13 protein-coding genes are annotated in these 19,494 nt (G+C 68.7%); 9 read left to right on the top strand and 4 right to left on the bottom strand.

Features of this window, described 5'->3' with window-relative positions; translation table 11 throughout:
• The first annotated feature begins 222 nt into the window (after positions 1-222).
• The 3 genes from EV645_RS31140 to EV645_RS31130 all read left to right on the top strand — a co-directional run bounded on the left by EV645_RS31140 (position 223) and on the right by EV645_RS31130 (position 5,266).
• Positions 223-2,955, top strand: a complete 2,733-nt coding sequence (locus tag EV645_RS31140; protein WP_130447621.1) for a family 20 glycosylhydrolase — start codon at positions 223-225, stop codon at positions 2,953-2,955.
• 148 nt (positions 2,956-3,103) lie between these two features.
• Positions 3,104-4,840, top strand: a complete 1,737-nt coding sequence (gene poxB / locus EV645_RS31135) for a ubiquinone-dependent pyruvate dehydrogenase (RefSeq protein ID WP_242000778.1) — start codon at positions 3,104-3,106, stop codon at positions 4,838-4,840.
• Positions 4,841-4,894: 54 nt separating this feature from the next.
• Positions 4,895-5,266 carry a glyoxalase superfamily protein gene (locus EV645_RS31130; RefSeq protein ID WP_130447619.1) on the top strand — a complete coding sequence of 124 codons (372 nt, stop codon included), beginning with the start codon at positions 4,895-4,897 and terminating at the stop codon, positions 5,264-5,266.
• Positions 5,267-5,269: 3 nt separating this feature from the next.
• Here the strand turns inward: EV645_RS31130 and EV645_RS31125 are convergent, their stop codons facing one another.
• The gene (locus EV645_RS31125) at positions 5,270-6,604 is read right to left on the bottom strand and encodes a nucleobase:cation symporter-2 family protein (RefSeq protein ID WP_130447618.1); all 1,335 of its coding nucleotides are present in this window, start codon (positions 6,602-6,604) and stop codon (positions 5,270-5,272) included.
• A gap of 140 nt (positions 6,605-6,744) precedes the next feature.
• On the opposite strand from EV645_RS31125, the gene EV645_RS31120 reads away from it, so the two are divergent.
• Together EV645_RS31120 and EV645_RS31110 are read left to right on the top strand one after the other, a co-directional pair.
• Positions 6,745-9,468, top strand: coding sequence for a helix-turn-helix transcriptional regulator (locus EV645_RS31120; protein ID WP_130447617.1), 2,724 nt, complete (start codon positions 6,745-6,747; stop codon positions 9,466-9,468).
• Between the two features lie 668 nt (positions 9,469-10,136).
• Entirely contained in the window at positions 10,137-12,224 is a 2,088-nt protein-coding gene (locus tag EV645_RS31110; RefSeq protein ID WP_130447616.1) for an MDR family MFS transporter, read from the top strand.
• Between the two features lie 291 nt (positions 12,225-12,515).
• Here EV645_RS31110 and EV645_RS31105 read toward each other — a convergent pair whose 3' ends face one another.
• Complete coding sequence (locus EV645_RS31105) at positions 12,516-12,704, bottom strand: hypothetical protein (protein ID WP_130447615.1); 189 nt, start codon at positions 12,702-12,704, stop codon at positions 12,516-12,518.
• Between the two features lie 180 nt (positions 12,705-12,884).
• Between EV645_RS31105 and EV645_RS31100 the strand changes: the two genes are divergently transcribed.
• Complete coding sequence (locus EV645_RS31100; RefSeq protein ID WP_130447614.1) at positions 12,885-13,625, top strand: orotate phosphoribosyltransferase; 741 nt, start codon at positions 12,885-12,887, stop codon at positions 13,623-13,625.
• A 36-nt stretch (positions 13,626-13,661) separates the two neighbouring features.
• The gene (ligA, locus tag EV645_RS31095; protein WP_130447613.1) at positions 13,662-15,650 is read left to right on the top strand and encodes an NAD-dependent DNA ligase LigA; all 1,989 of its coding nucleotides are present in this window, start codon (positions 13,662-13,664) and stop codon (positions 15,648-15,650) included.
• Positions 15,651-15,810: 160 nt separating this feature from the next.
• Here the strand turns inward: ligA and EV645_RS31090 are convergent, their stop codons facing one another.
• A complete protein-coding gene (locus EV645_RS31090) occupies positions 15,811-16,158 on the bottom strand; it encodes a YciI family protein (RefSeq protein ID WP_130447612.1) in 348 nt (115 codons plus the stop codon).
• Between the two features lie 163 nt (positions 16,159-16,321).
• On the opposite strand from EV645_RS31090, the gene EV645_RS31085 reads away from it, so the two are divergent.
• Positions 16,322-18,400: a hypothetical protein gene (locus EV645_RS31085; protein ID WP_130447611.1), complete on the top strand. Its 2,079-nt coding sequence runs from the start codon at positions 16,322-16,324 to the stop codon at positions 18,398-18,400.
• Positions 18,397-19,041: an HAD family hydrolase gene (locus EV645_RS31080; protein ID WP_130447610.1), complete on the top strand. Its 645-nt coding sequence runs from the start codon at positions 18,397-18,399 to the stop codon at positions 19,039-19,041. The genes EV645_RS31085 and EV645_RS31080 overlap by 4 nt, the downstream gene beginning before the upstream one ends.
• Here EV645_RS31080 and EV645_RS31075 read toward each other — a convergent pair.
• On the bottom strand, positions 19,038-19,436 hold the full coding sequence (locus EV645_RS31075) for a DUF6855 family protein (protein ID WP_130447609.1): 399 nt from the start codon (positions 19,434-19,436) through the stop codon (positions 19,038-19,040). The two genes, EV645_RS31080 and EV645_RS31075, sit on opposite strands and share 4 nt — an antisense overlap.
• Positions 19,437-19,494: the final 58 nt, after the last annotated feature.

Genomic DNA, 19,494 nt, shown 5'->3' with positions numbered 1-19,494 from the left:
CCGCCCACCCACCACTGCAAAGGAAAATTGCTTCTTGTGCGGCGAGGGAGCACGGGAGAAAATCACCGTTACGGTCGCCCTCCACGTCCGCGTGATGCCGCTGCCCCGGTTAGGAGTGACGTGAGATTTTCGTTCCGTGCTGTCCCCGCTCTTGCCATCGGTGGGCTTGTTGCCGCCGTCCTCGTCCCGCAGGTTTCTGCGGGCACACCCACGACAACCGCTATGACCACTGAAGGCTCTGAAAGCGTCAACCTCTCGCTGCTGCCGGGTGCTGTTGCCTCGGCGAAGTCGCAGCGCACGACCGCGCCGGCGCTCACGTACGCGCCGGCCAACGCCACCGACGTGTTCGTGCACAACGGCTGGACCTCGAACTACGCGTCGGTCGGGAACGGGTACGACCCGACGCAAGACTGGTTCCAGGTGAAGCTTGCTACGCCGTCGCCGGTGTACGAGGTGTTCACCCGGTGGACCTCGCCGGCCAAGCCGTCGGAGTACGAGCTGCAGGTGTCCACCGACGCCGATTGCCAGACGTGGACGACGGTGGCCCACGTGGTGAATCCGGCCGACAAGGATTCCCAGGTGATCGATCACCAGGATCCGGTCACGTGCGTGCGGATGCAGGCGCTCGCCACCACGTCGACCGTCGGGTACACCATCAATGAGTTCGAGCTCTGGTCCGGTCCGAAGCCGCCGCCGACCGTGGGGCAGATCATCCCCGTGCCGGTGAAGCAGACTCCGGGCACCGGCCAGCCGTGGCAGCTCACGAACACCTCCCGGATCGTCGTGTCGAGCAGCGCGCTCACCGCGACGGCCGAGGTGCTCGCGGGCTACCTGCGCCCGGCCACCGGGTTCGTCCTGCCGGTCGTGACCGGTTCGCCGACCGCCGCCGACATCGCGCTCAGCACCGGCTCGGTCGCCGGGCTGCCGGCCGACAAGACCGCCGAGGGGTACTCGCTCACGGTCTCCAGCGGCGGCGCGAAGATCGTCGCTCCCCAGGCGCACGGCCTGTTCAACGGGTTCGCCAGCCTGCGGCAGCTGTTGCCAGCGGCAATCAACGCGCAGACCGAGGGCACCGGGCCGTGGACGGTCCAGCCGATCACGGTGCTGGACTACCCGCGGTACGAGCACCGCGGCCTGCAGCTGGACCCGGCGCGCAACTTCATGACCGTCGCCGAGATCCGCTCGATGATCGACCAGCTGGCCGCGCTCAAGGGTGACAAGCTGCACCTGCACCTGAGCGACTCCCAGTCCTGGCGGCTCGAGATCAAGGGCTACCCCGCCCTGGACGGCACCGGCTGCAACGGAGCGGCCTGCATCGCCGGCTTCTACACCCAGGAGGACTTCAAGGGCCTGGTGAAGTACGCCGCCGACCGCTTCATCGAGATCGTCCCGGAGCTGGAAGGCCCGGCGCACGCCACGGCCGCGGTCCGGTCCCTGGGCGGCGTCGCGGTCATGGGCTGCCAGGGCCAGACGCAGACCGACCGGTTCTGCACCAACCCGCTCGACCCGGCGAGCGAACGGGCCCTCGCCTTCTGGCGGGACGCGATCGCACAGCTCTCGGCCATCTCCCCCGCACCGATCATCCACATCGGCGGCGACGAGGCCATCGGCATGCCCCACGAGGACTACAAGTGGTGGATCGGCCAGATGGAGAAGATCGTCAACGCCAACGGCAAGCAGATGATGGGCTGGAACCCGGCCCTGGAGGGCTACGCACCGGGCTCGACGTCGATCAACCACTACTGGTCGGACTACACCGGCGGCGGTCCGCCGCTGATCAAGCCCGAGTGGTTCAACCAACACCGCCCGGTCATCACGACCCCGGAGTGGAACGCGTATCTCGACTTCGGGTACGACGGTTCGCCCGGCCGCACGCCGCGCACCGAGCTCGACAAGGCGTACGGATGGGACCCGGAGTGGGTCTACGAGAAGTACCGTTCCGTCTGGGCGCAACCAGCGTACGGCGGACCCAAGGCCGAGGACATCATCGGCATCGAGGCGCCCATCTGGGGCGAGCAGATGCGCGGGCTGGCGACCAACGAGTACATGGTCTTCCCGCGACTGGCCGGGATCCTCGAGAAGGCCTGGTCACCCAAGGTGCTGACCCAGGACTACGACTCGTACGTGCAGCGACTCAGCGTCGCCGGGCCGCGGTGGGCGTTCGCGAACGTGAACTACGGCTCGATCGCCCAGGTCAACTGGACGCCGGAGTCGATGGGCACGGTCACCCGCTTCGGCGTCGACCGCACCGTCACCAACGCCCCGCTGGGACGCCTGGCCGCGGGCTCTATCCCGCCGGGTGAGGTCACCGCCTCGATCGATTGGGGCGACGGATCTGCAGCCGAAACGGCTCCGATCGCGGGACGCGATTACGTGACAAGCCAACGTCAGGGCCGAAGCCTGATGACCGTCAGCGGGAGCCACACCTATCCCGCCGACGGGACCTATCACGGCACTGTCACCTACACCCGCCAGGCCCAGACCTGGGTCGTGCCGTTCGTCGCGACCGGCGTCCCAGCCTGTACGACGATGCTCAGCGGCACGCACAACGGCCCGCTGAATATCACCTCGGGCGTCGCGTGCTTCGACGGCGCAACGGTCTCCGGACCGGTGACCGTCGCCGCAGGCGCCGGCCTCTACGCCGGCGGATCAGAGTTCCGCGGCCCGGTGACAGCCTCCGGCGCAGGCAACGTCCTCATCTGCGGTACGACGGTGTCCGGCCCGGTGAGCGTGACCGGCCGAACCCGCGTCTGGCTCGGCAACCCCGCCGGCGAATGCGCACCGTCGACGATCAAGGGTCCGGTCGCTCTACAGAACAACACCGGCTCGACGATCGTCTCCGGCAACCGAATCAGCGGCCCACTCGCCTGCAGCGGCAACAACCCCGCACCGACCGACGCAGGCCAACCCAACTCGGTCTCCGGCCCGAAGTCGGGCCAGTGCGCGAAGCTCTGACAGTTCGTTGAGCGGGGCCGAGCCACCGGTCGAAAGGCTGGTGGCTCGGCCCCGCTCGCATGAGCCGAGCCGCTTCTGTGGCATGCCGGGGTCGTGTCCGGGCGACCTCTCTCCTAAGTTGTTTCCAAGCGGACTGAGGAGGCGTGCTGTGGCTGAGACGGTTGCGGATGTCGTGGTGGCGACATTGGGCAAGTCCGGGGTGCGGCGGGTTTTCGGGGTTCCCGGGGATTCGTTGAACGGGTTCACCGATGCGCTGCGGCGCAACGGTGAGGTTGTCTGGCAGCACGTCCGGCATGAGGAGGCGGCGGCGTTCGCCGCGGCCGGTGAGGCGGCCGTGACGGGTGAGCTGGCTGTGTGTGTCGGCAGCTGCGGTCCGGGCAACCTGCATCTGATCAACGGGCTGTTCGACGCGAATCGCAGCGGCGTACCCGTGCTTGCGATCGCCGCGCAGATCCCGCGCGAGGAGATCGGCGGGAGCTACTTCCAGGAGACGCGTCCGGAGGAGCTGTTCCGGCAGTGCAGTGTGTACTCCGAACTCGTCAGCGTCCCCGAACAGTTGCCCCGGACCCTCGCGATGGCCATGCGCGCCGCGCTCGAACGGCGTGGTGTGGCGGTCGTCGTCGTACCCGGTGAGATCTTCCTGGCCCAGGCGGAGCGTGGTGCCAAGGCGCTCGAGATCCGGGCGTCGCAGTCGGTCATCCGGCCGGCGGACGAGCCGCTCGCCGCGGCCGCCGACGTACTGAACGGTGCGAAGGCCGTCACGATCCTCGCCGGCGCGGGCTGTGCCGGCGCGCACGACCAGCTGATCGCGCTCGCGGAGGCACTGAAGGCTCCGGTGGTGCATGCCTTCCGCGGCAAGGAGTTCGTCGAATACGACAATCCGTACGACGTCGGCATGACCGGGCTGATCGGTTGGAGCTCGGGCTACCGGGCGATGGAGCACTGTGACGCGCTGCTGATGCTCGGCACCGACTTCCCGTACCGCCCGTTCTACCCCGAGGACGTGCCGGTCGTGCAGGTCGACGTCCGTGGAGAGAACATCGGTCGCCGGGTGGCCGTCGACGTGGCGTTGGTCGGGACCGTCGACGCCACGATCGACGCGTTGCTGCCGCTGATCAAGTCGAAGACCGACTCGGATCACCTCGACCGGATGACGGCCCATCACCGTCGCGCACGGAGCCGGATGGACGCGCTCGCCGAGCAGGGCCGCAAGGAGTCGCCGCTGCATCCGCAGTACGTCGCTGCGACCATCAACCGGCTGGCGTCGGAGGACGCGGTGTTCACGGCAGACGTCGGTACGCCGTGCATCTGGGCGGCACGCTACGTGAAGATGAACGGCCGACGCCGGCTGATCGGCTCGTTCAACCACGGCTCGATGGCCAACGCGCTGCCGCACGCGATCGGCGCGCAGGCGGCGTACCCGGACCGTCAGGTGATCAGCCTGTCCGGCGACGGCGGCCTGGCGATGCTCCTCGGCGAACTGCTGACGCTGCGTCAGCAACGGCTCCCGGTGAAGGTCGTGGTCTTCAACAACGGCGCCCTGTCGTTCGTCGAGCTCGAGATGAAGGCGGCCGGGATCGTCACGTTCGCCACCGACCTCGACGACCCGGACTTCGCCGGCATCGCGAAAGCGACCGGACTGTACGGCGCCCGCGTCGAGACCGCCGACCAACTGGAACCGGCCCTGCGCGCCGCGTTCGACCACGACGGCCCGGCCCTGGTCGACGTCCTCACGGCCCGCGAAGAACTCTCCCTCCCCCCGAAGATCACCCTCGAACAGGCCAAGGGCTTCACCCTCTTTGCCACCAGAACAATCCTCTCCGGCAACGCCGGCGAACTGATCGAACTAGCCAAGACCAACCTCCGCCAACTCCAGCGCGAGTAAGAGCTACGGCTTCGCGTCCTGACCTCCCCCGCCCGGCGCGGTAGGTTGCCGGGCATGGAGTGGAAGCTTGAGTTGGTTTCGGTGCCGGTTTCGGATGTGGATCGGGCCAAGGCGTTCTACACCGAGCAGGTCGGGTTTGTGGCCGATCATGATCATCAGGTGAGCGACGAGCTGCGGTTCGTGCAGCTGACGCCGCCTGGGTCGGCGTGCTCGATCGCGCTCGGTAGCGGGATGGATCAGGCTGAGCCGGGATCCGTCCGGGGGTTGCAGATCGTGGTGGCTGATGTGGACGCGGCGCGGGCCGAGCTGACCGGGCGCGGGGTGGAGGTCTCGGAGGTCCAGGAGTTCCCTTGGGGTCGCTTCGTCTTCTTCAGCGACCCGGACGGCAACTCGTGGGCACTCCAGCAGATCACCAACCGGAACTGAAACTCACAGCACGCCTCGCTCCGGCGCCGCGGCGACGACCGACGGGCGGTCGCGCCGCAGTACCGGTAGTTCATTGAAGAACAGATTCAGTACGACGGCCACCAGCGCGGCCGCGCTGATCCCGGAGTGCATGATGATGCCGACCCACGACGGGAAGGCGTCCCAGAACGTCGGCGCGGCGATCGGGATCACCCCGAAGGCCAACGAGGTCGCCACCACGACCAGGTTCAGGTTGTTGTCGTAGGCAACCGTCGACAAGGTCCGGATCCCGCTCGCCGCGACCGTCCCGAAGAGCACGATGCCGGCACCACCGAGCACAGGTGCCGGTACGGCAGCCACGAACCGGCCGACGATCGGCAGCAGGCCGAGCAGCACGAGGATGCCGCCGCCCGTGGCGACGACGTACCGGCTCTTGATCCCGGTGAGCGCGACCAGTCCGACGTTCTGCGCGAACGCGCTGCAGGGGAAGGTGCTGAACAGCGGCGCGACCGTGGTCGACAACATGTCCGCGCGCAGGCCGTCGGCGACCCGGCGGGCGTCGACCGGAGTACCGACGATCTGGCCGATCGCGAGGATGTCGGCGGTCGTCTCGGTCATGATCACCGCGATCACGATCGTCATCGAGATGATCGCGGCCAGGTGGAACGTCGGCGTACCGAAGTGCAGCACCGGCGGCAAGGCCACGACCGGTCCGTGGCCCACATTCCCGAAGTCCGCCATCCCGACCGCAGTGGCGACCACGGTGCCGATGACGATGCCGAGCAGGATCGACAGCCGGGACAAAGCGCCCTGGAACAGCCTGCTGATCAACAGAATGATCAACAGCGTCAACCCCGCCAGCCCAACATTGCCTGGCGACCCGAGCTGCGGCGACCCGGCCCCGCCCATCGCCCAGGTGAACGCGACCGGCAGCAGCGACAACCCGATCACCGTAATGATCGAGCCGGTCACCACCGGCGGGAACAGCCGGACCAGTTGCGCGAAGAACGTCGACAGCACCAACCCGATCGCGCCGGCGACCAGGATCGATCCGAACACCGCGCGTACGCCGCCGTCCGACGCGATCGCGACCATCGTCGAGACGCTCGCGAACGAGATGCCCTGCACGATCGGGAGCCGGGCGCCGAACGGCCCGATCCCCAGCGTCTGCAGCAGCGTGGCAGCGCCGCTGAGGAACAGCCCGGCGGTGACGAGCAGACCGAGATCGGCGGGCGGCAGTCCCGCGGCGCCGCCGACGATCAGCGGCGGCGCGATCACCCCGCCGTACATGGTCAGGATGTGCTGGGTGCCGTACAGCACCAGTGATCGGATCGGGTAACGCTGGTCCTCTGGTCGCATGCCGCGGACTCCATCTCGGCGAGGAATACCGCATCCCGGAAGCGGTATTCCGTTCCGCGAAACGCTAGGACACACACGACCAGCCGTCAACAGTCTGTTGAATCTTGCTTTCGAGGTGACGCCGGTGAAAGCCTGATCGCGTGTCGGAGCGTGAGTTGCGGGGGCGGGCGCACGAGCTCGCCGTGCTGGACGGGATGCTCGAGGCCGCACGCCAGGGACGCAGCGATGCCTTGGTACTCCGTGGCGAGGCCGGCACCGGCAAATCCGCGCTGCTCGACGCGCTGACGGCGAGCGTCAAGAGCTGCATGGTCGCGCGCATCGTCGGCATCGAGTCCGAGATGGAGCTCGCCTATGCCGGGCTCTACCAGCTCTGCCGCCCGTTCCTGGACCGGATGGACAGGTTGGCTCCGCCGCAGCACGAGGCGCTGGGGATCGCGTTCGGTCAGCAGGACGGACCGGCGCCGGATCGGTTCCTGATCGGCCTCGCCGTACTGAACCTGCTCTCCGACGCGGCATCCGAGCAGCCGGTCCTGTGCGTTGTCGACGACGCGCAATGGCTCGATCTGATGTCCGCGCGGATCCTCGCATTCGTCGCCCGGCGGCTCGACGCGGAATCGGTCGTGATGGTGTTCGCCGTCCGCGACGGCATCGACCACGAGCTGACCGGGTTCAACGAGCTCGAGATCCGCGGTCTCGACGACGCCGACGCACGAGCGCTGCTGGATTCGGTGCTGCCGGGTCCGGTCGATCCGCGCGTCCGCGACCGGATCGTCGCCGAGACCCGGGGCAACCCGCTCGCCCTGCTCGAACTCCCCCGCACCTGGACCGCGGCCGAGCTCGCCGACGGCCTCCGCAGTACGACGCTCGCGAGCCAGATCGAGGACAGCTTCGTACGACGCGTCGAAGCGCTGCCGGCCGAAACCAGGCTGCTCCTCCTGGTCGCCGCGGCCGAACCGCTCGGTGACGCGACGCTGCTCTGGCGGGCGGTCGAACGACTCGGCTTGGGCGCCGATCCGGCCGCGGCGGCGATCGAGGCCGAGCTGATCACGTTCGGACAGCAGATCGCCTTCAGGCATCCGCTGGTGCGGTCCGCGGCGTACCGGACGGCGACAGCCCAGGACCGGCAGGCTGCGCATCAAGCCCTGGCCGACGTCACCGATCCCGAGATCGATCCGGATCGCCGGGCCTGGCACCGCGCCCAGGCGACCGTACGACCCGACGAGGACGTCGCGGCCGAGCTCGAACGCTCTGCGAACCGGGCCCAGGGCCGTGGCGGCTTCTACTCGGCCGCGGTGTTCCTCCAACGCTCCGCCGAGCTGACGCCGGACCCTGGCCGCAGAGCCCAACGGACGCTGGCAGCCGCGGTGGCGAAGCGCAGCTCCGGCGCGCTCGATTCGGCTCTGGAGCTGCTCCGCGCGGTGACCGCCGGTCCCCCGGACCCGCTCCGGACAGCCGAGGTCGAACACTTGCGCGGCGAGATCGCCTTCGACCAGGGCCGCCCGCGGGAGGCCGCCAGCGGGTTGCTTGCCGCGGCCAAGCAACTCGAGCCGCTCGATCCCGATCGTGCCCGGGTGGCCTACCTCGAAGCGATGTCGGCCGCCATCTGGGCGAGCGGCCCGAGCGCGCCGGGCATCGTCGCCTACGCGGCGGCCGAGACGCCTCCCGTGCCTGCCTCGTCGGACTCGCCGATCGACGTTCTGCTCGAGGCCCTCGCGCTGCGCTACACGCGCGGCTACACGGCGGCCGCGCCCCACCTCGTCGCGGCCCTCGACCGAGCGCGCGCTGCCGAAGTCGGCGCGGACGACGTCGGAGACTGGTTCTGGCTCACCGGCAACCGCGGCATCGGCATCGTCGCGGTGGAGGTCTGGGACTACGAGGCCGCGCTCGAGCTCGCGACCCGGCAGGAGCGGACCGCGCGCGCGACCGGTGCGCTCGTACAGCTGCAGTTCGCGCTCAACTTCCGGGCCAACATGCTCTGCGCGACCGGCGAGCTGGAGACCGTGTCCCGCCTCGTCGAGGAGGACGCGGGCATCGCCGCGGCGACCGGCAACGCCAGCGTCGGCACCGGCCGGCTGTTCCTCGAGGCGTATCGCGGGAACGAGTCGACAGCGCGCAAGCTCATCGACACAGCCATCCAACGGGCGACCGACCAGGGGCAGGGCCGGATCGCGGCGTTCGCGACGTACACGAATGCCGTTCTGCACAACGGCCTCGGCCGGTACGACGTGGCCAAGGACGCGGCGTTGCAGGTGTTCGAACAGGATGTCCTCGGGTACGGCGCACTCGCCGCCAGCGAGCTGGCCGAGGCCGCGTCGAGGACGGGTGACACCAAGCTCGTCGAGAGCGCCCTCGCCTGGCTGACCGAGCGGACGACTGCCACCCCGACGGCCTGGGGGCTCGGCATCGAGGCGCGCGTGCGTGCCCTGCTCAGCGCCGACGAGAGCGGGTACGTCGAGTCGATCGAGCACCTCGGCCGGACCAGCCTCCGGATCGAGCTCGCCCGTTCCCACCTCCAGTACGGCGAATGGCTGCGGCGCGAAGGCCGTCGCGTCGACGCCCGCCAACAGCTCCGGATCGCACACGAGCACCTGGAACAGATGGGCCTCGAAGCCTTCGCGGAGCGCGCCCGGCACGAGCTGCTCGCGACCGGCGAGACCGTTCGCAAGCGCCGCCCGGACACGCTCAACGACCTCACCGCGCAGGAGGCGCAGATCGCCGGCCTGGCCCGCGACGGCATGACCAACCCTGAAATCGCAGCCCAGCTGTTCATCAGCCCCCGCACAGTCGAATGGCACCTCCGCAAGACCTTCTCGAAGCTAGGCATCACCTCCCGCCGACAGCTGCGTGGTGCGCTGGCACCCTGACGTACACCATTGTGTTCCACGGGGCGACGGCGTACGGCGGAACGCACCATGGGCCTCGATCGGCACGGGTATCACCGACGCCACGCCGGGCTCGGCCTGCGGCGTACTCAAGGTCGACGACCTCGAGTCGGCCCGCGCCGAGCTCGAGGCGTGCGGAGCTGCTCTGAGCCCTGTCTCCCGCTGCGAGACCGGGGAAGAGTACGTCGAGTTGTGCGATCCCCACGGCAACCGTTGGCTAGTGATGGTGACTGAGCCCTTATCGGTTGTCTTCGTCTCAACGCATATCTCAGACAAGAGCCCCGGATAGCCACCCGCAGGACGGCAAGACTACCCGGCGCTCCGTCATGCACAGCGTCCGTATCCGTCCGACTGGCGAGTAGGCACGGGCAAGGTCTGCGACGTGGACGGTGGGGATGTGGTTGGGACCATCGCCGATGAAGAAGGACGACTTGCCCGCCGCGACCTGGTTCTCGCTCGGCGCGGCGTCCACGGCCCTCTCGCCGAGCTCGCCTGCGCGGAGTCGGCGTGGGGGGCGACGCCGGACGTGTCGCTGTTGAACACCCGGCCGAAGCGGCTGGACCTAGTTCCTGGTCCTCACCTGACCCATCGGGACCGGATCCAGGCCATGATGAGGCAATGACTGATCGGCGAGGTCATGGAGGCGGGCTATGGCTGTCGAGGTAGCGACCGAGGAGCGGGCTGCGCCGGAGCTGAGCCGGCGCCAGATGAACGTCCTGTTCGGCACCATCGCCTTGGGCATGTTGCTGGCCGCTCTGGACCAGACGATCGTGGCGACCGCTCTGCCGACCATCGTCGGCGACCTCGGCGGCGGAGCCCATGTGTCCTGGGTTGTGACGTCGTACCTGATCACCAACACGATCGCGACGGTGCTGGCCGGCAAGTTCGGTGATCTGTTCGGGCGCAAGCGGGTCTTCCAGATCAGCACGGCTCTGTTCGTGATCGCCTCCGCGCTGTGCGGTCTGGCCAACTCGATGACCTGGCTGGTCGGCTGGCGCGCGGTGCAGGGCATCGGGGCCGGCGGGCTGATGGTTACGGCCATGGCGCTGATCGCGGACATCATCCCGTTGCGTGAACGCGGCAAGTACCAGGGCATGCTCGGCGCGGTCTTCGGCGTCGCCACCGTCATCGGCCCGCTGCTCGGCGGCCTGTTCACCGACCACCTCAGCTGGCGCTGGTGCTTCTACGTCAACCTGCCGATCGGCATCGCGGTCATCCTGATCTCGGCCCGGACCATGCCCACCGTCACGGTTAAGCTGAAGCCGGTCGTCGACTACCTGGGCATCGTGCTGGTCGCGATCGGCGCCGGCGGCCTCACGCTGGCGACCAGCCTCGGTGGCCAGACGTGGGCGTGGGGCTCGCCGCAGATCATTGCCATCTTCATCGTCTCGGTCATCGCGATCGTGGCGTTCGTCTTCGCCGAGCGAGCGGCCCGAGAGCCGATGCTTCCGTTGCGGCTGTTCGCCAACCCGGTCTTCGTCGTGTCGTCCGCGGTCGCTCTGGTCGTCGGGTTCGCGATGCTCGGCGCGATGACGTTCCTGCCGACCTACCTGCAGTATGTGCATGGAGTCAGCGCGACGTCCTCGGGGCTACGGACCCTGCCGATGGTGGTCGGCCTGTTCGCCGCATCCACCACAGCCGGCACCATCGTCGGCCGCACCGGCCGCTACAAGATCTTCCCCATCGCCGGCTCGGCCCTGATGGCAGTGGGGCTCTACCTGTTCTCGCGGCTGGACGAGTTCACCTCGTTCTGGATCCTCTCGGCGTACCTCGTCATCTTCGGCGTGGGACTCGGGCTGTGCATGCAGATCCTCACGATCATCGTCCAGAACACCTCGGAGTACCGCGACCTCGGTGTCGCGACGTCCGGGGTGACCTTCTTCCGCTCGCTCGGAGGGTCCTTCGGCGCGGCGGTCTTCGGCGCGATCTACGCCAACCAGCTCGCGCAGCACCTGCCTGCAGCGCTGGCCAGGTCACCGCGGCTGCCCCCGGCCGACGTAGCGGTCCCGGAAAGGCTGCACTCCCATCCCACCGTCGTCATCGCTCCCGTTGTCCACGCCTATGCCGTGACCATCCAGACCGTCTTCCTGTGGGCGGTGCCGGTCGCGGTGATCGCGTTGATGCTCGCGCTCTTCCTCAAGCAGGTGCCCTTGCGCGACGCCGCACGCGCGAGTGCGACAGACATCGGTGAGGGCTTCAACGCACCGGAACCGCTCGACCCCGAATGCAAGCTCGAGATCGCCATCGCCCGACTGATGGCCAAGGAGGGCCGGACGGCGATTCCGGGGATCCGCGAACGGTCCGGCACAATGCTGGACATCGGCAACGGCTGGTGCGTCGCGCAGGTCCACCTACGCCAACGCCACCGTCAACCGACGAACATGGACGCGATCGCCCGGCAGGTCCTGGTGCCCGCCGAGGTTCTGCTGCCCGCATTCCAGAACGCGGTCTCGGCCGGTTTCCTCAACGGCGGTCCCGGCGCCTGGAGCCTCACCGACACGGGACAGCGCGAGTGGGACCGGTTCTCCCTCGCGCTGAAGGACTGGCTCAGCGAGCGCCTGGACATACCGCTGGCCGACGACCGGGCCCAGGTCGACGCCGCGTTGAGCCGCCTGACCGGCCGGCTCCTCGACGAGGAGACCACCGCCCGGGTGCGGGGACGGCTGCTGGAGCCGGCCACCGCGTGGCCCCCGGACGCGGGGCCGAGCGACAACGGCGCAGGCACACGTCACGGATGATGCGCAGTCGCACCGTTGATCGTCGCCACGCGATCCCGAGTTCAACCGCCGCAGAAGCGATCCGGTTCGATAGAAGTGACGGAGGTCCCCCACCGAGCCGCTTGGCCTGAAGCGCGGGCCGCGACCGGCACGCTGATCGCCAACTACCAAGAGTCCTTCGATAACGTTTGGGCGACCGCAGAGGTAGTGGGCGACGAATGAGAACAGATTTCTCCAACGATCCGGACGCTCCGAGGCCAAACTCTCTGGTCGTAGCGGCATCTGCCGTCATCGAAGAGTCGGGGAAGATCCTCATGGTGCGTCGCTCAGATTCAGGCAACTGGGCACTTCGGCGTACCCGGGTCCCTCGTCGTGCACCTTCAGGTAGTCGTCGTGACTGTTGGCGAAGATCTTCGCCCGCCCCGGCCTGAAGTCGGTCAGCGCGGCGACGAACTGATCAAGCGTCGAGGTGGTGGTCTCGGTGAACTGGATCGTGGTCATTTCAGTTCCGTTCCTTGGTTGGTGCTCCGATGGCTCCACTCTTCGGCTTCTGCCGACTCGTCACGCCAGGGGCAACCACGGGTCCATCGACGGGCGGCGCACGTGCCGGCCGGCCCGGGGTGATCCACCAGGGATCGGCACGGGCGCGATGGGGGCGGCCGGAGGGCGATCGTCGATGACATGAACACCGACCGGAAGACCTTGGCGAATGCTCGCCGCGTGCAGCTCAATGACCGGGCCGACCTGGCTCGCCTCACCGTCGTCCCCCAGCCGCGCACGGATCTCGTGACTCGGCTCGCCACCGTTCCCGGTCTGGTCCGCCCCGGCGTCGCGCACTGGGACCTGAAGGAGCGCCTCCCGCTGCACCCGCTCTCGGTGGAGAACGCGTACGGCGACCCGCGGCTGCTGCCCGACCTCGGAGCCGCTGCCGTGGACTTCGCCCGGCGCATGGGCGTCGAGGTCGTCGTCGGCGCCGAGACCGGCGGCATCCCGCTCGCGACGGCGGTCGCGCTCGCCGCCGGCCTCCCGTTCGCCTTCGTCCGCAAGCCCGGGTACGTCGGGCACGAGGACCACGAACCCAGCGTCCGGGGAGCGTCAGTGGCCGGTCGACAGGTGCTGCTCGTCGACGACGCGGTGTCCTCGGGCGGCGCGCTCGAGGCGTTCGCCGACGAACTGCAGAGCGAGGGAGCGATCCTGGTCGGCGCCTTCACGCTGGTCGACATGCGTGACGTCGCCACCACGGTGGCACCGATCGCCCAGACCCTCCCGATCGAGTCGGTCGCCACCTACCTCGACGTACTCGATGCCGCGACCGATCACGGCGTACTCGATCCGGCCGTCCACCACCTCGCCGTCGACGCCCTGGTCAACCACTGGTCTAACGACGATCCCCGCTGGTCCCTGCTCGATCGCGCTGCCTGACGGGGTTTGTCTGCGGGTCCCGGTAGGGTCCTGGGGGTGGATGTTGGGGAGCGGATTCAGGAACTTGCCGATCAGATTGTCGTACTGCGGGACGCCTATTACCGCGGCTCGCCGTCGGTGGCTGACGCGGAGTACGACGCGATCGAGGACGAGCTGCGGTCGCTGATCGAGGCCAACCCGGAGCTCGCCCCGGACCCGAACCCGCTCGACCAGGTCGGTGCGCCGGCCGTGTTGCACGCGCCGGTCAGACACTCGCGGCCGATGCTGTCGCTGGAGAAGGCGACCCGGCCGGAGCAGGTCGAGGCGTTCTTCAGCCGTTTCCCGGGCCAGTCCGTCGTCGTGATGCCGAAGCTGGACGGCTTGTCACTAGCCCTGGTCTACGAGAACGGCCGCCTGGCTCGAGCGGTCACCCGCGGCGACGGGACGACCGGCGACGACGTGACCCCGCTGGTGCGGGCGCTCACGGACGGGGTCCCGGCCAAACTCGACGTGCAGGACCGCGTCGAGGTGCGCGGTGAGGCGGTCATGCTGCGCTCCACGTTCGCGGCGTACAACGCCGCCCACCCCGACAAGCCGCTGATCAACCCGCGGAACGCCGCCGCCGGCACGCTGCGCGCCAAGGACCCGGCCACGGTCGCCGAGCGGCGCCTGCAGTTCCTCGCCTTCGACCTGCTCACCGACAGCGCCGACGCGGACCTCGAGCGTGCGCTCACCACGATGGGCTTCACCGTCGCCGACATGCGGCATTGCGACGACGCCGCCGCGGCGCAGACGGTCATCACCTCGATCGAGCAGCGACGCAACGACCTCGACTACGACCTCGACGGCGCCGTACTGCGGTTGGCCGATCGCGACGCCTTCGCTGCCGCGGGCACCCGGTCGAGCTCGCCCCGCGGTGCGTTGGCGTTCAAGTTCGCCGCCGAGGAGAAGACGACCGTGCTGGCCGATGTGGTCTGGGACGTCGGCAAGACCGGCAAGATCGCGCCGGTCGCCTGGCTCGAGCCCGTCTTCGTCGGCGGTACGACGGTCACGCGCGCGACCCTGGCCAACCAGGAGGTGATCAAGGCCCGCGACATCAAGATCGGCGACACGGTCCTGGTGCGCCGGGCCGGCGACGTGATCCCGTTCGTGGCCGGCGTGCTCGACGCGTCGAAGCGCACCGGCGACGAGCAGGACGTCGTGCCGCCGGTCGTCTGCCCGTCCTGCGGCTTCCCGTTGACCGAGCAAGGCAACAGCCGCGAGCTGTTCTGCACCAACGTCTCCTGCCCGGCCCAAACCGTGCGGCGGCTGATCCACTGGGCCTCGCGCGCCGCGGCCGATATCGACGCGATCGGCGGGGTCTGGATCGAGCGGCTGGCCGAGGCCGGAATCCTCGAGAACCCGTCGGACTTCTACCACCTGACCGCCGAGAGGCTGCTGGAGTTCGACCGGATCGGAGAGGTCTCAGCGGCGCGGATGATCGAATCGATCGACACCAGCCGTCAGGTCGGCCTCCGCCGCGCGATGATCGGCCTCGCGATCCCGATGGCCTCCGAGGGCACCGCGGCCCGGCTGTGCCGCGCGCGCTTCGGCTCGCTCGAGGCGGTCGCCGAGGCCGGCGAGGAAGGCCTCGTTGCCGTCGACGACATCGGCCCGAAGGTTGCTGCCTCACTTATCGAGCACCTGACCCGGCTACGGCCTGAGCTCGAGCGGCTGCGGGAAGCGGGCGTCTCGCTCGACGTACGCGAGGAGGATCTCCCGCCGGTCGTCGCGGCCGGTGCACCGCTGGCCGGCAAGACCGTCGTCGTGACCGGATCCATCAGCGACCCGCGCTCCGGCGAAAAGGTGGCGCGGCCGGCGTTCCAGCGGCTCTGCGAGAAGGCCGGCGCGACCATCGCCTCGTCGGTCTCGGCCAGCACCGACCTTCTCATCACCGGCGCCGACGTCGGCGCCTCGAAACTCACCAAGGCCGAGAAACTCGGCGTCACCGTCGTCGACCAGTCCGAGATCTGGCAGCAACTCCAGGCCGCCGATCTGCTGAACTAGTGGGTCGTGAGCGTTGTGGGTTGAGCGGTAGCGGTGTCCAGGTGCGTGCATCGGGGTGCTTGGTCAGTGGCCTCGATGCGGAGCATCGTGGGCGCTGGCCAAGTGCCGCGAGGTGCGTGCCTGGGCGCCGATAGCGCCAAGCCACAGCGCTCACGACCCACTAAATATCGGTGCGACGGAACGGGAAGAACTCGCGGACGTCCTGCGCGCAGTGGCAGGCGACCGCGACCTTCGCGGCCCACTTCAGGGCGTCGTCGAAGGTCGGCACGTCGACGACGAACAGGCCGCCGATCAGCTCCTTGCTCTCCGGGTAGGGCCCGTCGGTGATCAGCCCGTCGGTGTCGACCAGGGCGTGCTTCTGGCGATAGTCCAGCCCGCCCGTGAAGACGAGCACACCGGCGTCCTTCGCCTCCTGCACGACCGCGTGCGCCTCGTCGGCGACCTTGGGCAGTTCCTCCTCGGTGATATCCATCGCGCCGTCTTCGAACGAGATCAGGTACTGCGTCATCTGAGCGCTCCTTGTCCCGCGGCCGCTGTCCGGCCGCCTCTCACCCCTGCTACGAACGGCGTACCCCGGATCCGACAGATCCGGCGAAGAAAGTCTCACAGCTGCTGTCCAGTTCCTGACAGCACGCTGGCGCCCGGCGTGCCGGGCACGAAAGGGTTGACGTATGACGGACAAGCACCGTGAAGCGACCGGCTTTCAGGAGCAAGCGCCGTACGACGAATCGATCGACCTGCGCACCGATTTCGTCATGGTCTACGGCCTCAACGACACCACAGCGCAGCGCATCGCCCGGTGGCGGGAGGCCGGGTATCGCGTCCACCTGATGACCGGCATCTCGTGGGGCACGTACCAGGACTATCTCGACGGGCGGTGGGACGGCTCCGACCACTGGGCCGACGCTCAGACCACTGGCGACGGCAAGCCGATCCTGCACGGTCAGAGCACCGACATCCCGTACATGGTCCCGACGTTCAGCTTCACGGAGTACCTGGTCCAGAAGCTCCGCCCGATCATCGAGCTCGGTGTCGAGGGCATCCACCTCGAGGAGCCGGAGTTCTGGGCGCGGGCCGGCTACTCGGAGTCGTTCAAGCGCGAGTGGCAGGCCTTCTTCAAGGAGCCGTGGCAGCCGCCGCACAGCAGTCCCGAGGCGCACTTCCGCGCTGGACAGCTCAAGCAGCATCTCCTCTCCCGCAGCCTCGACCGCGTCACCTCGGTACTCCGCGACGAAGCGCTCCAGCAAGGCCGTGAGGTGCGGTTCTACGTCCCGACCCACAGCCTGCTGAACTACACGCAGTGGCAGATCGTCAGCCCCGAATCACGCCTGCGGACGCTGCCCTCGATCGACGGCGCGATCGCGCAGGTGTGGACCGGGACCGCCCGGACACCGAACGTGTACGCCGGCAAGGTCGCCGAGCGCACGTTCGAAACGGCGTACCTCGAATACGGCATCGCGCAGGACCTGACCCGCGGTACCGACCGGCGGATGTGGTTCCTGCACGACCCGATCGAGGACCACCCGGACCGCACCTGGGAGGACTACCTCGCCAACTACCAGCGCACCCTCATAGCGTCGCTCCTGCACCCGGGCGTCTCGCGGTACGAGGTGGCGCCGTGGCCGAACCGGATCTTCAACCGCCCGTACCTGCGCGAGGGAACCGACGAACGGGAGCTCATCCCGCCGGATACCGCGACCAGCTACCTGATCGCGATGAACAGCCTGCGCGATCTGGACCAGCCCGACGTGCGATGGGATCAGGAAGGCCCGCGGATCGGAATCGCGCTGTCGGACACCGCGATGTTCCAGCGCTGGTCCCCCGGCGGCGAGAGCGGGCACTACGACGGTCTGCAGGACGCGCTGGCGCTGGAAGGTCGTGAGCAGCTGCACTTCTCGGACTTCTACGGTCTTGCGCTGCCGCCGCTGTTCGACGGGCAGCGGGTCGCGCCGGTGCAGCTGGAGAACGTGATCGATACACCGGATGCGCTGGACGATGTCGACGTACTGGTCCTGAGCTACGAGTTCCAGAAACCGCTCGCGCCGAGCATCCACTACGCTCTCGCCGGGTGGGTCAACCGCGGCGGCAGCCTGCTGTACGTCGGCGATGGCGCCGATCCGTATCACGCGATCCGCTCGTGGTGGACCGGCCGCTACGACACCTGCGCCGATCACTTGGCCGAGGCGCTCGGGGCGGGCCGCGACGGCATCCAGTCGATCGGGAAGGGCCGGGTCCGATTCCTGCCGGTCCGCCCGGCCGATTTCACCGAGTCCCCCGAACGCGCCGACGAACTGGTCGCGGCGATCCGCGAGCTGGCCGAGGCGGGCGGTCATACCTGGCAGTCGACCAACTGGTTGTCGGTGCAGCGCGGTCCGTACCTGGTCGGGGCGGTCCTTGACGGGACCCACGTTGTCGAAGGCAACTATCTCGATCTGCTCGATCCGGCGCTGCCCTTCGTCTGCCGGCGCGAACTGGGCCCGGGGCAACTGACCTGGCTCCGCGACCTCAGCTACGACGAGCAGCCCTTGCTCGCCTCCGCCGGCCGAATCGAGGGCTGGAGCTCCGACGAGACCGGCATCCGCTTCACCTGCGAGGCTCCCCGCGGAGTACAGGTCACGACCGCCCTGCGCGTGCCGTCCGAGCCGACTGCCGTCAACGGCGACGACATCGAGGCGCGCTACGAGGACAACATCCTGTGGTTGCGTCATCCTGGCAATCCGGGCGGGACCCACGTAGAAATCAGGTTATGACGGATGCGGTGGTCTTCGATCTCGACGGGGTGCTGATCGACTCCGAACCGCTGTGGGACGACGTACGGCGAGGCGTCGTGGCGTCCGCCGGCCGGGACTGGCCTGCGGACGCCACGGAAGCCTTGCAGGGTATGAGCACGCCGGAGTGGTCGGCGTACCTGACCGACGTCGGGGTACCTGGGTCGGCCGAAGAGGTGGCGACCAGGGTCATTGATGGGATGGTGGAGCGCTATCGGTCCCACTTGCCGTTGTTGCCGGGCGCCGTCGAGGCGGTGCAGCGGCTGGCGAGTCGCTGGCCGTTGGGGTTGGCGTCGTCATCGCCGCGGCGGCTGATCGACACCGTGCTCGAGTCGGCACAGCTGACCGACCACTTCCGCGTCACGGTCTCCACCGAGGAGGTCGGCGCGGGTAAGCCGTCCCCCGCGGTCTACAACGAGGTGGTACGGCGGCTCGGGGCGGACTCGTCCCGGGTCGTCGCCATCGAGGACTCCACCAACGGACTGCGCTCGGCGTCGGCGGCGGGGCTGCGGGTCATCGCCGTACCGAATGCGAGCTACCCGCCTCAGGACGACGCGCTCGCCCTGGCCAGCGTCGTCGTCCACTCCCTCGACGAGGTCACCGTGGAGGTGGTCGAGGGCTAGAGCGCGCGGACGCGGTTGTTGCGCGGGTTGTGCTCGAGTTCGACGAGGCCGAGGACTTCGAGGACGGGCGGGACGTAGTTGGCGAAGCGGCCGCGGTAGCCCTTGCGGAGGCCGTACCAGCCGCCGACCGGATTGTCCTCGGAGCGCGCCCAGGCCTCGACCGTGCCCGGTGCGGCCGGCTTCTGCTCGTCGGCGTTGCCGAGCGGCATCCAGTCACCGTGCGCCTTCAGCATCGCGTGGAGATCGTCGATGCAACGCACGTCGTAGCTGAGCTTCGTCGTCCCGACCCGGCACACGAGGGCCGACTCGTCGCGATACACCTGGTACTGCGAGCTGCCGGGCGGCGTGGTCAGAACCCACGGATCCGCGGCCGTTCCCGAACCTTGTCCGTCCATGACTCCCCCTCTTGGTCCACTTTCGGTTACCGTAACACTCAAGTTACCGAGATGGGAG

It is taken from the genome of Kribbella rubisoli (assembly GCF_004217145.1).
Classification (GTDB): Bacteria; Actinomycetota; Actinomycetes; order Propionibacteriales; family Kribbellaceae; genus Kribbella; species Kribbella rubisoli.
Note: the sequence above shows the minus strand (reverse complement) of the source record. Positions and strands in the feature narration are given on the sequence as shown.

Excerpts from the sequence above, each read along its gene's own strand:
- EV645_RS31110 (WP_130447616.1), top strand. The coding sequence starts at position 10,137 with ATGGCTGTCGAGGTAGCGACCGAGGAGCGGGCTGCGCCGGAGCTGAGC.
- EV645_RS31105 (WP_130447615.1), bottom strand. The coding sequence starts at position 12,704 with ATGACCACGATCCAGTTCACCGAGACCACCACCTCGACGCTTGATCAG.
- EV645_RS31080 (WP_130447610.1), top strand. The coding sequence starts at position 18,397 with ATGACGGATGCGGTGGTCTTCGATCTCGACGGGGTGCTGATCGACTCC.
- EV645_RS31075 (WP_130447609.1), bottom strand. The coding sequence starts at position 19,436 with ATGGACGGACAAGGTTCGGGAACGGCCGCGGATCCGTGGGTTCTGACC.
- EV645_RS31100 (WP_130447614.1), top strand. The coding sequence starts at position 12,885 with ATGAACACCGACCGGAAGACCTTGGCGAATGCTCGCCGCGTGCAGCTC.
- EV645_RS31130 (WP_130447619.1), top strand. The coding sequence starts at position 4,895 with ATGGAGTGGAAGCTTGAGTTGGTTTCGGTGCCGGTTTCGGATGTGGAT.
- EV645_RS31140 (WP_130447621.1), top strand. The coding sequence starts at position 223 with ATGACCACTGAAGGCTCTGAAAGCGTCAACCTCTCGCTGCTGCCGGGT.
- EV645_RS31090 (WP_130447612.1), bottom strand. The coding sequence starts at position 16,158 with ATGACGCAGTACCTGATCTCGTTCGAAGACGGCGCGATGGATATCACC.
- EV645_RS31125 (WP_130447618.1), bottom strand. The coding sequence starts at position 6,604 with ATGCGACCAGAGGACCAGCGTTACCCGATCCGATCACTGGTGCTGTAC.
- EV645_RS31085 (WP_130447611.1), top strand. The coding sequence starts at position 16,322 with ATGACGGACAAGCACCGTGAAGCGACCGGCTTTCAGGAGCAAGCGCCG.